General features: G+C 65.8%; 10 protein-coding genes. 6 read left to right on the top strand and 4 right to left on the bottom strand.

Going from position 1 to position 12,870, the window contains the following annotated elements; genetic code table 11:
- The first annotated feature begins 9 nt into the window (after nt 1-9).
- From ABRP28_RS04945 to ABRP28_RS04935, 3 genes are all read left to right on the top strand, one after another.
- On the top strand, nt 10-1,125 hold the full coding sequence (locus tag ABRP28_RS04945; RefSeq protein WP_350003327.1) for a glutathione S-transferase family protein: 1,116 nt from the start codon (nt 10-12) through the stop codon (nt 1,123-1,125).
- Between the two features lie 24 nt (nt 1,126-1,149).
- Nucleotides 1,150-2,259, top strand: coding sequence for a serine hydrolase domain-containing protein (locus ABRP28_RS04940; protein ID WP_350003330.1), 1,110 nt, complete (start codon nt 1,150-1,152; stop codon nt 2,257-2,259).
- An 81-nt stretch (nt 2,260-2,340) separates the two neighbouring features.
- Nucleotides 2,341-3,459 (top strand): aromatic acid exporter family protein, encoded by a 1,119-nt coding sequence (locus ABRP28_RS04935; protein WP_350003332.1) that lies wholly within the window; start codon nt 2,341-2,343, stop codon nt 3,457-3,459.
- A 6-nt stretch (nt 3,460-3,465) separates the two neighbouring features.
- On the opposite strand, the gene ABRP28_RS04930 is transcribed toward ABRP28_RS04935, so the two are convergent.
- From ABRP28_RS04930 to ABRP28_RS04920, 3 genes are read right to left on the bottom strand one after another with little or no spacing between them, the layout of a single operon-like run.
- On the bottom strand, nt 3,466-4,377 hold the full coding sequence (locus tag ABRP28_RS04930) for a MaoC/PaaZ C-terminal domain-containing protein (protein WP_350003336.1): 912 nt from the start codon (nt 4,375-4,377) through the stop codon (nt 3,466-3,468).
- Nucleotides 4,374-5,714 carry a 3-oxoacyl-ACP reductase gene (locus ABRP28_RS04925; protein ID WP_350003338.1) on the bottom strand — a complete coding sequence of 447 codons (1,341 nt, stop codon included), beginning with the start codon at nt 5,712-5,714 and terminating at the stop codon, nt 4,374-4,376. The genes ABRP28_RS04930 and ABRP28_RS04925 overlap by 4 nt, the downstream gene beginning before the upstream one ends.
- Nucleotides 5,715-5,723: 9 nt before the next feature.
- Nucleotides 5,724-7,085 (bottom strand): acetyl-CoA C-acetyltransferase, encoded by a 1,362-nt coding sequence (locus tag ABRP28_RS04920; protein ID WP_350003340.1) that lies wholly within the window; start codon nt 7,083-7,085, stop codon nt 5,724-5,726.
- On the opposite strand from ABRP28_RS04920, the gene ABRP28_RS04915 reads away from it, so the two are divergent.
- Both ABRP28_RS04915 and ABRP28_RS04910 read left to right on the top strand, forming a co-directional pair.
- Entirely contained in the window at nt 7,084-7,833 is a 750-nt protein-coding gene (locus ABRP28_RS04915; RefSeq protein WP_350003405.1) for a TetR/AcrR family transcriptional regulator, read from the top strand. The genes ABRP28_RS04920 and ABRP28_RS04915 overlap by 2 nt on opposite strands.
- Nucleotides 7,834-7,950: 117 nt before the next feature.
- Nucleotides 7,951-10,065, top strand: coding sequence for an acyl-CoA dehydrogenase (locus ABRP28_RS04910; protein WP_350003341.1), 2,115 nt, complete (start codon nt 7,951-7,953; stop codon nt 10,063-10,065).
- Nucleotides 10,066-10,147: 82 nt separating this feature from the next.
- Here the strand turns inward: ABRP28_RS04910 and glgA are convergent, their stop codons facing one another.
- The gene (gene glgA / locus ABRP28_RS04905) at nt 10,148-11,353 is read right to left on the bottom strand and encodes a glycogen synthase (RefSeq protein WP_350003343.1); all 1,206 of its coding nucleotides are present in this window, start codon (nt 11,351-11,353) and stop codon (nt 10,148-10,150) included.
- 102 nt (nt 11,354-11,455) lie between these two features.
- Between glgA and glgC the strand changes: the two genes are divergently transcribed.
- Complete coding sequence (glgC, locus tag ABRP28_RS04900) at nt 11,456-12,862, top strand: glucose-1-phosphate adenylyltransferase (RefSeq protein ID WP_231456529.1); 1,407 nt, start codon at nt 11,456-11,458, stop codon at nt 12,860-12,862.
- The last annotated feature ends 8 nt before the right edge of the window (nt 12,863-12,870 follow it).

The following is a 12,870-nucleotide window of genomic DNA, read 5'->3' as shown; positions in this document are numbered from 1 at the left end:
GCTGGTCCCATGAGCCAGGAAACCGACACCACGCAGCAAGCCACCGGGGCAGGCGGCACAGAGCACAGCACCCGGGGCGCCTACGTCACCGGCGGCGCGGAATTCAACCGTGATACCAATTACATCGAGGACCGCATCACCAGAGATGCCACCCCGGGCTCCAAGGGCGAACCCGGCTGGCCCGTGGAGGCGGGCCGGTACCGGCTGATCGCCGCACGGGCGTGCCCCTGGGCCAACAGGACCGTCATCGTCCGGCGCCTGCTCGGCCTGGAGGACGCCATTTCCCTGGGACAGCCCGGCCCCACCCACGATGCGCGCTCATGGACCTTTGACCTCGACCCCGGAGGGGTGGACCCGGTCCTGGGTATCGAAAGACTGCAGGATGCCTACTTCAGGCGTTTCCCTGGCTACCCGCGGGGCATTACCGTCCCCGCAATCGTGGACGTGGCCAGCGGCGCCGTGGTAACCAACAACTTCCCGCAGATCACCCTGGACTTCGCTACCGAATGGACACAGTTCCACCGGCCGGGAGCGCCGGACCTGTACCCGGAGGCACTTCGGGATGAGATCGACAAGGTCAACAAGCGCGTGTTCACCGAGGTCAACAACGGGGTGTACCGCTGCGGCTTCGCCGGGTCCCAGGAAGCCTACGACGCCGCCTACGCGCGGTTGTGGTCCGCACTGGACTGGCTCGAAGACCGGCTCTCGCGGCAGCGCTACCTGGTTGGTGACACCATCACGGAAGCGGACGTGCGGCTGTTCACCACGCTGGCGCGCTTCGACGCCGTCTACCACGGCCACTTCAAATGCAACCGCCAGAAGCTCGCCGAAATGCCCGCACTCTGGGGCTATGCGCGGGATCTCTTCCAGACCCCCGGTTTCGGGGATACCACCGACTTCGTGCAGATCAAGCAGCACTACTACATCGTCCATGAGGACATAAACCCCACCGGCATCGTCCCTGCGGGTCCGGACCTGGGCGGCTGGCTGGAAGCCCATGGCCGGGAATCGCTGGGTGGCCGGCCCTTTGGTGACGGCACACCGCCCGGACCCGTCAAGGAAGGGGAGGAAGTATCTCCCGGCCACGGGGCCGCTCCCAAACCCCAAGCGGAGCCAGGCCGGTAAACGCTTTCCGACTAGACTTGCGCCATGCAGACATCACTTGGCTTTGTGGCGCCCGGATACGGCGCCGTCCTGGAACTGTTCGACTCATTCCTGCAAGAGGACCCGCAGTACAGCGGGCAGCTGGCCGCCTACCAGGATGGTATCCAGGTAGTGGGGCTTTCCGGCGGGCCCGGCATGGCTCCCGACTCCGTGACGGGAGCGTACTCGTGTTCCAAAGGGGTGGCCGCTATGGTGATCGGGCTGCTGGTGCAGGACGGCCTGCTGGACCTGGACCAAACGGTGGCGCATTACTGGCCTGAATTCGGAGTGCATGGAAAAAACCGGCTCCTGGTCAGGCAGGCTTTGTCCCACCAGGCCGGGCTTATGGGCATCGAAGGCGGCTTCGCCCTGGATGAATTCACCACTGCCGCCGCCGCTGCCCGGCTCGCCGCAGCAGTCCCGGCGTGGGAGCCCGGCACGCAGTTCGGCTACCACGCGCTGACCATCGGGATCATCATGGAGGAACTGTGCCGCCGCACTGCCGGTGAAACGCTGCAGGAGGCCTTTGAGCGGCGGATTCGGGGTCCGCTGGGCATCGATTTTTTCCTCGGACTGCCGGAGGATCAGGAATCCCGCTACAGGAACGTCCTCTATTCGGCCGGCCCGGAGCAGCCCTGGCTCGATCCGCTCAGCCTCGAAGGCATGAACAGCAATGCCCCAGTCAGCAACATCATGGAACTTCCCAACATCCGCTCTGTCCGGGCGGCCGGCATGTCGGCGGCAGGAGGGGTGGGAACCGCTGAGGGCCTGGCCCGCCTCTACGCGGCGGCCACCACGGGCATAGATGGAGGCACACCATTCCTGGACGCTGCGACCGTTGACCTCATGGCCCGGGAACAGGTGTGGGGCCTTGACCGTTCCTCCGGCCTGGACAACGCGTTCGCCGTCGTCTTCATGAAGCCACACCCGTCCCGGAACTTCGGCAGCCACCGCGCGTTCGGGCATGAGGGGGCCAACGCCGCGCTCGCGTTCGCGGACCCGGCCTACGGCCTCGGCTTCGGCTACATCCCGCAGCGGCAGGAGGACGGACGGACACCAGGGCGGGCCCACCGCCTCGCTGCCGAAGTACGCCGTGCCGCGGCCGCTTTGTCCTAAACGGTCCTGTCCCCGCGCCCAGGGCGGACGCCTGACCAGCAGCTTTGTCCGCAGCGTCAGGTCGCCCGTAACGTTGTGCTGATGACCAAGCCTCAAGTACGCCCGGATGCCCGCTGGGCCGGCGGGACCCAATTTCTCAAACAGGCGGTATCGGGGCTGTCTGCGGCCTTTGCAACGCAACGGCTCCAACTGGCGGCGAAGGCTGCAATTGCTGCAGGGCTAGCCTTCCTTATCGCCCCGCTGATGCCGGGCGCGGCAGCCAATTACCCCTACTACGCGCCGCTGGGCGCGCTGGTGGCCATGTACCACAACGTTGCCGGTTCAGTTAAGCAGGGAATGCAGGCCCTTGCCGGCTTGGCCATGGGAATCGGCCTTGCGTTCGTGCTGGTGAACGTGACTGATCCATCCCCCCTTGCCGTGGCACTGATCATGGGCATCGGCGTCCTGCTGGGCGGCCTTCCGGGAATTGGCAAGGGCAGTGACTGGATTCCGACGGCGGCGCTGCTTGTCCTGCTGGTCGGCGGCAGTGATCCGGACGATTTTTCGTTCGGCTACCTCCTGCAGATGGGTGTGGGAGTCGCCGTGGGTATCGGCGTCAATTTCCTGATCTTTCCGCCGCTGCACTTCAATGCCGCGGCAGCCAGCCTGGACGAATTGCGCATCGCGCTCGGCAAACAGCTCACGGACATGGGCAAAGCGCTTCTGGAAGAGTGGCCCCCCAAACACGAGGACTGGTCGCGCCGTTCGGACGAGCTTTCAGCGGCCGCACGCTCCGTCCGGCATCTGGTCAAGGAGGCGGACGCGAGCCGCAGGGCAAACCCGCGGCGCAAACTCCACCCCCGCGACGTTGACCTTGACTACCGCAACCTGCGCGAACTGGAACGCGTGACCTTCCACATCCAGGACATAACGGACGTGCTCTCGGATGTCATCTATGAGAGCGACGTGCCGTACGGGGTTCCGCTGCAGGATAACGAGCCGCTGGCTGATGCCCTGAAGTCAACCGGTGAACTTTTGCGCTCGTTCAGCGAGGATGACCCGGCCAAGCAGGAGGAGCAGCTCGAGGCGGCAAAGACGGCGGTGGAAGCGTGCATCGCGTCCACCGCCGGGAGGCAGCCTGACCAGGGAATGGTTCCCGCATCCGAATCCGTCCTCCTGAGCCTCCACCGGATCCTGCGGGCTGTCCGGACGGCCGGCTGAGTAAGGCTACAGGGCACTCACTGAACCGTGGAAATGGCGCCGGCCTGACCGGGGATTCCAAGCCACGAAGTCGGACCGGCCCCAGGCTCCTGCAGGACCCTCCTCCGTTTTGATCTCCAAGGCAACCCTGCAGGGAAGAAACACAGGGGCATCAAAGTCCACATCCCAGGCGAAGGAGTCGCCACGGGACGCGCCCACGTCCGCGAGCGCCCGCGAGGCAAGGTACATCCCGTGCGCTATGGACCGCCGCATTCCCAATGCCTTGGCCGAGAGAACGCTCAGGTGGATGGGGTTGAAGTCGCCTGATACCGCAGCGTAAGCCCGCCCGGTATCAACGCCGAGTTGCCAAAGGGCCGTGGGGTCAGGTGCCTTGAAGTCGGCCCGGGCAGGGGCCTGCGAAGGTTTATCAATACCCGGAAGGAAGACTCCCTTGGCCAGGTAGGTGGAAATCCCAAGCCAGCAGATTTCAGCTGTCCCGGCCCGGCGGACCTCGGCGATGACGTCCACCTGCGTGCCTGCACGGTGCCCGCGCAGGTTCTCCACCCTGGCGGTGATGTCCAGGGCGTCGCTGAAGACAACGGGAATTCGCTGCTCCACGCTGTTGCGAAGATGGATCATGCCGAGCAACGGAACGGGAAAATCATCCCTGTTCATCACGCTCATGGCCAGGGGAAAGGCAAGTGCGTGGACGAATCCTGCTGGCAGCACGTCACTGGCTGTTTCGCCGATAAGGTGCTGGTAGGCGGTGAGGGTGGCAACATCAACGGCGACTCCCCGCACTTCATGGCTTTCGCCCGGAAGAGCCGTTCCGTCGTGGGTGCCCAACAGCCGGCGGCGGGCGGCCTGCGCTGCTGCATTGACGTACAGCTTCGACAGCGACGGCATCTCCCCCAAAATGACCGGCTGGGCGGACGTCATGCCCCCACCATGTTCTGCCCGCATACCCGCAGGACCTCCCCGTTGATCCCTGCGGCGGCATCGCTGGCCAGGAACGCGATGGCTTCAGCAACGTCGGCTGGCTGGCCGCCCTGCTGCAGGGAGTTCAACCGCCGTCCGATCTCCCTGACTGCGAAGGGGATCCGCGCCGTCATTTCGGTTTCGATGAAGCCGGGGGCCACGGCATTGATGCTGCCCCCGTGCGCGGCCAGGAGCGGAGCGCTGGCCCTGACCATTCCCATTACCCCTGCCTTGGACGCCGCGTAGTTGGTCTGCCCCCTGTTGCCGGCGATACCGCTGGTAGAGGCCACTGACACAATACGCGGGGATTCCCGGAAGTGTTCGGACGCAAGCAGGGCTTCGTTGATCCAGAGCTGAGCGGTGATGTTGATGCCGATCACCGAGCTCCACTTCGCGTGGTCCATGTTGGCGAGCAGCTTATCCCGGGTGATGCCCGCGTTGTGGACCATGACGTCGAGGCGTCCGTGGCGCTGCGCCGCGTGCGCGATGATCCGGTGCCCGGCGTCATCCCTGCTGATGTCAAGCTGCAGGGCTGTCCCCCGGACTTCGTTCGCCACGGCCGCCAGTTGGTCGCCGGCGGCGGGGACGTCCACGAGGATGAGCCTTGCGCCGTCACGGTGCAGTGTGCGGGCAATGGCTGCGCCGATGCCGCGGGCAGCCCCGGTGACAACGGCAATCTTGCCTGCCAGCGGCTGGTCAACGTCGCCGGGGAGTTCTCCGGCGGTGCTGGACACGGTGATGAATTGCCCGTCCACGAAGGCCGAACGGCCCGAGAGGAAGAACCGGAGGGCGGCCAGGGAGCCTGCGCTCGTTGCCTGGACGCCTTCGCGGAGGACGACGCCATTGCCGGTGGCGCCGGCGCGCAGTTCCTTGGCCAGCGAGCGCAGGAACCCGTCAATTCCCTGCCGGGCAGCGGCGGTGGCCGGAGAATCTGCCTCTGACGCCGGCCGGGAGACTGTGACCACCCGGCCGCCGGGGGCGAGGTCCCGCAGTGAGGCTGCCGCCGTGAGGACGGGTTTTTCAAGATCAGCGGGGCTGGCCACGTCGTCCAGGACCAGGATGATGGCACCCAGTTTTTCGCGGGGTACCGCGTGCCGCCGGACATCGAGCTCCCAGGAGAGCAGTTCGGCGGCCAGGTTGTCTGCCTCGGCGGTATTCCCCTGAACGAGCACGGGGCCCGTGATCAGGGGCTGCCCGGGCTGGTATCGGCGCAGAACGGCAGGCTGGGGCAGTCCTAGTTTCCTGGCCACATCCCTGCCAATGCCGTGGTGCACCAGTTGTGCATATTTGTCTGTCATCGGGGCCCCCTACAGTGATTCGAGAATTGAGACGACGCCCTGGCCGCCGGCGGCGCAGACCGAGACCAGGCCGCGTGCGGGCCGGCCGTCCGCGCTGCCTTTGGCGTGGAGCTGTTTGGCCAGGGAGGCAACAATCCGGCCGCCGGTGGCGGCGAAGGGATGGCCGGCGGCCAGGGATGAGCCGTTGACGTTCAGGCGCGAACGGTCGACGCTGCCAAAGGCTCCGTCCAGGCCAAGCCGGGTCCGGCCGAATTCCTCGTCCTCCCAGGCCGCCAGCGTGCTGAGGACAGTGGCGGCGAACGCTTCATGGATTTCGAAGAAGTCGATGTCCGCAAGCGTGAGGCCTTGCCGGGCCAGCAGCCTGGGCACGGCATACACGGGGGCCATCAGCAGGCCATCCTTGCCATGGACAAAGTCGACGGCGGCAGCCTCGGCGTCCACCACGGCCGCGAGCTTGGGCAGGTCGCGGGCATCCGCCCAGTCCTCGGAAGCCAACAGGACAGTTGAGGCCCCGTCCGTCAGCGGCGTGGAGTTGCCGGCAGTCATGGTGGCGTCGGCACCAAGGTTCTTGCCGAAGACCGGTTTCAGCGTGGCGAGCTTTTCGAGCGATGTATCGGCGCGGAGGTTGCCGTCGCGTGAAAGGCCACGGTAAGGCGTGAGGAGGTCATCGAAAAAACCGGAGTCGTATGCGGCGGCGAGGTTCCTGTGGCTGTTGTAGGCCAGCTCATCCTGCGCCTCGCGCGAAATCTTCCACTGGGATGTGGTCAGCGCCTGGTGCTCCCCCATGGACAGGCCGGTCCTGGGCTCGGCTGTACCGGGAGCCAACGGGGCCAGGTCCTTGGGCCGCAGCCGGCTGAGGACCTGCAACCGCTGTGGAAGCGTCTTGGCCCGGTTGAGGTCCAGGATCACTTCGCGGAGGCCCTCACTGACCACAACGGGGGCGTCAGAGGCTGAATCCACTCCGCCGGCCACTGCCGAGTCGATCTGTCCCAGCTTGATCTTGTTCGCCAGGCCAACGACGGTCTCCAGGCCTGTGGCACACGCCTGCTGCAGGTCGTAGGCAGGAGTCTCGGCCGAGAGCGCGGAACCCAGTACTGCTTCGCGGGTGAGATTGAAGTCCCGGGAGTGCTTGAGGACCGCCCCAGCAGCCACTTCTCCAATGCGCTCGTCCTGCAGGCCGAACCTGGCGATGAGACCGTCCAGGGCCGCCGTCAGCATGTCCAGGTTGGAGGACTTTGCATAGGCACCGCCGGCACGGGCAAACGGAATCCGGTTTCCTCCGACAATCACCGCCCTGCGGAGGCCGGGGGCCCCGGCATTCATGCTGCCTGCTTCTTCGGGTCCAGCGGTGGACTGTCCGTCAATGGACATGGATATCTCCTCGGGTCACGTGCGGTTACCGATACCCAGCGTACCTGATACGCTGAGTATCGTGAACAACCACGAAACCGGTCCTGTACTGCAGCCTGCACCCGGCAGTCCCGACGGCCGCTCTTCGCGCTGGCAAAGCCACCGGGAGGAACGCCGCCGGGAGCTGATCAAGTCCGCCCGGCGGGCAGTGCACAAGCTGGGCAGCGACGCTTCCATGGAAGAAATCGCTGCCGCGGCCGGCACTTCGAAGTCCGTGTTCTACCGCTACTTCGGCGACAAAGCCGGGCTCCAGCAGGCGGTGGGCGAAGTTGTCCTGAGCCAGATGCAGCGCCGGATCCAGGAAGCCGCCCAGAACGCGGACACACCGCGCGAAGGCCTCCTGGCCATGGTCTCGGCCTACCTCCAGATGGCTGACACCAGCCACAACGTCTACACCTTTGTCACCCGGTACGGCAGTGGCGATCCGGAGGGGTCCTCCGGCGCAGTGTCCGGGGCGCTCGGGCACTTCTTTGACGCCGTAGCTGACATGATCGCCACCCCCATGAGGTCGCACCTTGGCGATGATAAGCAGGCGGTCATCGGCTACTGGCCCAAGGCGGCGATCGGCCTGGTAAGGAACGCCGGGGAACAGTGGCTCAGCACTCCGGACTCCCCCGCCAAGCCCGGGCAGGAGGCGATGGCACGGCAAATCACAGCCTGGCTTTGCGTAGGAATCGCCCCTGAGCTCTCGCCCGCACCACGCGGATGACCGGCACTGCCGCCAACAGAGCGCCCGGCAACCCTAATACGTGAACCAGCCAGGCACGCAACCCCAACCAATCACCGAAACCACAAAGCACTGTCAGCACCAACGAAGGACATTGACATGACTGAAGTAGTGGACCGTCCCGCCGGCAAAGGGCAGCGCCCCGCTGCCCCAAACAAGACCGCGCCGGGCCCTTCCCGGGTCCAGCCCGCCGTCGACGTGGAAGCGCTGGGCCGGCAGCTGCTGGGCAAGTGGGCCGATGTCCGGCTCCAGGCCCGGGAGCTTGCCGCCCGGCCCGAGCTCCACAAAATCGAGGGCCTGACGCACACCGAGCACAGGAAAAGGGTGTTCGGGCAGCTGCGGTACCTGGTGGAGAATGAAGCCGTCCACCGCGCGTTCCCGGCGGCCCTGGGCGGTTCCGATGACCACGGCGGCAACATCGCCGGCTTCGAGGAGCTGGTGGTGGCCGATCCCTCGCTGCAGATCAAGGCCGGGGTGCAGTGGGGCCTCTTCGGCTCCGCGGTCATGCACCTCGGCACTGCCGAACACCATGCCGCCTGGCTTCCCGGCATCATGAACCTGGACATTCCCGGCTGCTTCGCCATGACTGAAACGGGTCACGGCTCGGACGTGGCCAGCATTGCGACCACCGCTACTTACGACCCCTCAACAGAGGAGTTCGTGGTGCACACCCCCTTCCGCGCCGCCTGGAAGGATTACATCGGCAACGCCGCCACCGACGGACTGGGCGCCGTTGTGTTCGCCCAGCTCGTCACCCGCGGAGTTAACCATGGCGTCCACGCCTTCTACGTGGAGCTTAGGGACCCGGAGACCAAGGAGTTCCTGCCGGGTATCGGGGGCGAGGACGACGGCATCAAGGGCGGGCTCAACGGCATCGACAACGGCCGGCTGCACTTCACCAACGTCCGGATCCCCCGGACAAACCTCCTCAACCGCTACGGTGACGTTGCTCCTGACGGAACCTATTCGTCGCCCATTGCCAGCCCGGGCCGGCGGTTCTTCACCATGCTCGGCACCCTGGTCCAGGGACGGGTGTCGCTGGACGGCGCTGCGGTGGCGGCCTCCAAAGTGGCGCTGAAGGCGGCCATCGGGTACGCCACTGAACGCCGCCAGTTCAATGCCTCCTCGCACACTGATGAGGAAGTCCTGCTCGACTACCAGCGGCACCAGCGGCGCCTGTTCACGCGGCTCGCAACCACCTACGCCGCCGGGTTCGCCCACGAGCAACTGCTGCAGAAGTTCGACGACGTCTTTTCAGGCGCCCACGACACGGACGAGGACCGCCAGGACCTGGAAACCCTCGCTGCCGCACTCAAGGCGCTGAGCACATGGCATGCTTTGGACACCCTGCAGGAATGCCGGGAAGCCTGCGGCGGTGCCGGCTTCCTGATCGAAAACCGTTTCGCCTCGCTGCGCGCGGACCTGGACGTCTATGCCACATTCGAAGGTGACAACACCGTGCTTCTGCAGCTGGTGGCGAAGCGCCTGCTGGCTGACTACGCCAAAGAGTTCCGGAACGTGGACTTCGGTGTCCTGGCCCGCTACGTGGTGGGCCAGGCCACCGGCGCCGCAATCCACCGGACCGGCCTGCGCCAGGTTGCCCAGTTCATGGCCGACACCGGTTCCGTGCAGCGGGCGGCCATCGCCCTGCGCGACGAGGAAGGCCAGCGCGCGCTGCTCACTGACCGGGTGCAGACCATGGTCGCGGAGGCAGCGGGCTCGCTCCGGGGCAGCAACAGGCTCTCGCAGGAAAAGGGGGCCGCGCTGTTCAACCGTCACCAGAACGAACTCATCGACGCCGCGCAGGCACACGCCGAGCTGCTGCAGTGGGAAGCCTTCACGGACGCGCTCCGCGAGGTGGAGGATCCCGGAACCAGGCTGGTCCTGACCTGGCTGCGGGACCTCTTCGGCCTCTCGCTGATCGAGAAAAACCTGTCCTGGTACCTCATGAACGGGCGTCTCTCCATGCAGCGTGGCCGGACGGTGGGCGAGTACATCAACAGGCTGCTGGTAAAGATCCGGCCCCATGCGCTGGGCCTCGTGGAGGCGTTCGGCTATGGGGATGAGCATGTGCGCGCCGCAGTCGCCACGGGCGCCGAAAAGGGCCGCCAGGACGAGGCGCGGGCCTACTTCCGGAGCCAGCGGGCCAGCGGCCAGGCCCCCGTGGACGAGAAGGTGCTGCTCGCCAGGACCGCAGCGGCCAAGCGCAGCTGACCGTCCCCGGCGTCATTAACGACGACGGCGCCGCTCCCCTTGCGAGGGAAGCGGCGCCGTCGTCGTCATGTGGGAAGGACCGCTAGCTCCGGGCCGGCAGCACGGACCGGTACACCTCGAGGGTGGTCTCGGTGATGGACTCCCAGGAGAAATGCTTCTCGGCACGCAGCCGGCCGGCCTGCCCCATGGCGCGGGCACGCTCCGGGTCGGAGACCACCTCCGTGAGCGCTGCCGCGAACTCGGTCACGAATTTCTCCGGATCGAGGGGCGTTCCGGTTCCGTCGGTGACCTGCTCAAGGTCAACCAGGAGCCCGGTCCGGCCGTGTTCCACCACCTCCGGGATTCCGCCGGTGGCGCTGGCAACCACCGCGGCGCCACACGCCATGGCCTCCAGGTTGACGATGCCCAGCGGCTCGTAAATGGAGGGGCAGGCGAAAGCGGTCGCATGGCTGAGCACCTGGATTAGCTCGTGGCGCGGCAGCATCCGCTCAATGAGCACCACTCCGGTCCGCTGGCTTTGCAGTTCCTCAATGAGCCGTGCCGTTTCGGCAGCAAGTTCGGGGGTGTCCGCGGCGCCCAGGCAGAGGACCAGCTGGACGTCGGCGGGAAGCTTCGCTGCTGCACGGAGAAGGTAGGGCACGCCCTTCTGGCGGGTGTTCCTGCCCACAAAGACCACGCTGGGCTTGGCGGGGTCGATGCCCAGGGAGCGGACGGCGTCGTCATTCTCGTCACGCTGCCACAGCTCAACGTCGATGCCGTTATGGACCACCCGGACCTTTTCCGGATCGACGTCCGGGTAGCTGCGCAGGATGTCCTGGCGCATACCCTCAGAAACGGCGATGATGGCTGCCGCTGCCTCGTACGCCGTCTTCTCCACCCAGGACGAGAGCGCGTACCCGCCGCCGAGCTGCTCCGCCTTCCAGGGCCGCAGGGGCTCCAGGCTGTGGGCGCTCAGGACGTGCGGGATGCCGTGCAGCAGAGAGGCCAGGTGCCCTGCCATGTTGGCGTACCACGTGTGCGAATGGACAAGGTCCGCGCCTTCCACGTCCGGCACAATCCGAAGGTCCACGCCGAGGGTCTGGACTGCGGCGTTCGCTCCGCCAAGGTCCTCCGGCACCTGGTAGGACGTCACGGTGGCGCCATGATAGTCGGTGTCGCGGGGAGCCCCAAAAGCACGAACCTGCAGGTCAACGTGCTTGCTAAGCACCCTGCTCAATTCGGCCACGTGGACTCCGGCGCCACCGTAGATCTCCGGCGGGAACTCTTTGGTCACAATGTCTATACGCACAAGACCCAAGGTAGTCCTTCCCGCTTAACTGTTCTAGTGTGAAGGGGTCCGGGCCTACCGGACTGTCTTGGGGAGTTACGAAGGCGTACAGGAGCGACCATCATGCCGTTGAACAAAAAAGTCCTGGCCATTGTCCTCGCGGGTGGCGAGGGAAACAGACTGATGCCATTGACGGCAGACCGGGCCAAACCTGCTGTACCCTTCGCCGGGAGCTACCGCCTGATCGATTTTGCGATTTCCAACCTGGTGAATTCGCGCTACCTGCAAATCGTGGTCCTCACCCAATACAAATCCCATAGCCTCGACCGGCATATTTCAGAGGCCTGGCGCATGTCCACCCAGCTCGGAAACTATGTAGCCTCCGTCCCCGCACAGCAGCGCGTGGGCAAGAGCTGGTTCCTGGGCAGCGCCAACGCCATCTACCAGTCCCTGAACCTGATCCACGACGCCAACCCGGACATCGTGGTGGTTGTCGGCGCAGACCACGTCTACCGCATGGACTTCGCCCAGATGGTGGAGCAGCACGTCAACAGCGGCGCCAAGGCGACGGTTGCCGCCGTCCGGCAGCCCCTGCACATGGCGGACCAGTTTGGCGTGATCGAGGTGGACCAGGAGAACCCGCAGAAGATTTCGGCGTTCGTGGAAAAGCCCTCAAGCACTCCGGGCCTCGCCGCCGATCCCTCGCAGTTCCTGGCCTCCATGGGCAACTATGTCTTTGACGCCGACGCTTTGGTGGCCGCCCTCCACGTCGACGCCGAGCGGCTGGACACCAAGCACGACATGGGCGGGGACATCATCCCCTACTTCGTCAACCAGGGCGAGGCCGACGTGTACGACTTCACCCTCAACGACATCCCCGGCTCCACCGAGCGTGACCGCACCTACTGGCGGGACGTGGGCACCATCGATTCGTTTTACGACGCCCACATGGACCTTATCTCCCCGCTTCCTGTCTTCAATCTCTACAACTCCGAGTGGCCCATTTACACGAGGCAGAGCATCTCACCGCCCGCAAAGTTCGTGCGCGGCCAGAACAACACGGTGGGCACCGCCCTGGACTCGATCGTCTCCAGCGGCGTAGTGATTTCCGGCGGCATCGTGGAGGGCTCCGTCCTGTCCAACGACGTCTACGTGGCCACCAGCAGCCGGGTTATCGACTCCGTCCTGATGGACAAGGTGCAGATCGGCGAGGGCGCCGTTGTGAACCGGGCCATCATCGACAAGAACGTCAAGGTGCCGGCAGGTGCGGCGATCGGACTGGACGCGGACCTGGACCGTGCCCGCGGCTTCAAGGTCACCGAGTCCGGCATCACGGTCCTCTCCAAGGGGCAGACCGTACCCGAACCGACCGACGACGAACGGCAGCTTGCTGCCCGGAACCTCCACCTCGTCCCGAACGCAGTAAAGGCAGCTGCCGGCCAGCATCCCGACCTGCAGGAATCCGTGGACAGGGTGGCCGAGACACACGCTGCGGCCGCTGCCGACGCCGCACCCGGCGCCAGGATCTAGCGCCTCAC

Origin of the sequence: Pseudarthrobacter sp. WHRI 8279 (assembly GCF_040224115.2) — a bacterium.
Lineage (GTDB): Bacteria > Actinomycetota > Actinomycetes > Actinomycetales > Micrococcaceae > Arthrobacter.
Note: the sequence above shows the minus strand (reverse complement) of the source record. Positions and strands in the feature narration are given on the sequence as shown.

Coding starts and splice junctions, on each gene's coding strand:
- ABRP28_RS04935 (WP_350003332.1), top strand. CDS start 2,341: ATGACCAAGCCTCAAGTACGCCCGGATGCCCGCTGGGCCGGCGGGACC.
- ABRP28_RS04925 (WP_350003338.1), bottom strand. CDS start 5,714: ATGACAGACAAATATGCACAACTGGTGCACCACGGCATTGGCAGGGAT.
- ABRP28_RS04910 (WP_350003341.1), top strand. CDS start 7,951: ATGACTGAAGTAGTGGACCGTCCCGCCGGCAAAGGGCAGCGCCCCGCT.
- ABRP28_RS04945 (WP_350003327.1), top strand. CDS start 10: ATGAGCCAGGAAACCGACACCACGCAGCAAGCCACCGGGGCAGGCGGC.
- ABRP28_RS04940 (WP_350003330.1), top strand. CDS start 1,150: ATGCAGACATCACTTGGCTTTGTGGCGCCCGGATACGGCGCCGTCCTG.
- ABRP28_RS04915 (WP_350003405.1), top strand. CDS start 7,084: ATGGATATCTCCTCGGGTCACGTGCGGTTACCGATACCCAGCGTACCT.
- glgC (WP_231456529.1), top strand. CDS start 11,456: ATGCCGTTGAACAAAAAAGTCCTGGCCATTGTCCTCGCGGGTGGCGAG.
- ABRP28_RS04930 (WP_350003336.1), bottom strand. CDS start 4,377: ATGACGTCCGCCCAGCCGGTCATTTTGGGGGAGATGCCGTCGCTGTCG.
- ABRP28_RS04920 (WP_350003340.1), bottom strand. CDS start 7,085: ATGTCCATTGACGGACAGTCCACCGCTGGACCCGAAGAAGCAGGCAGC.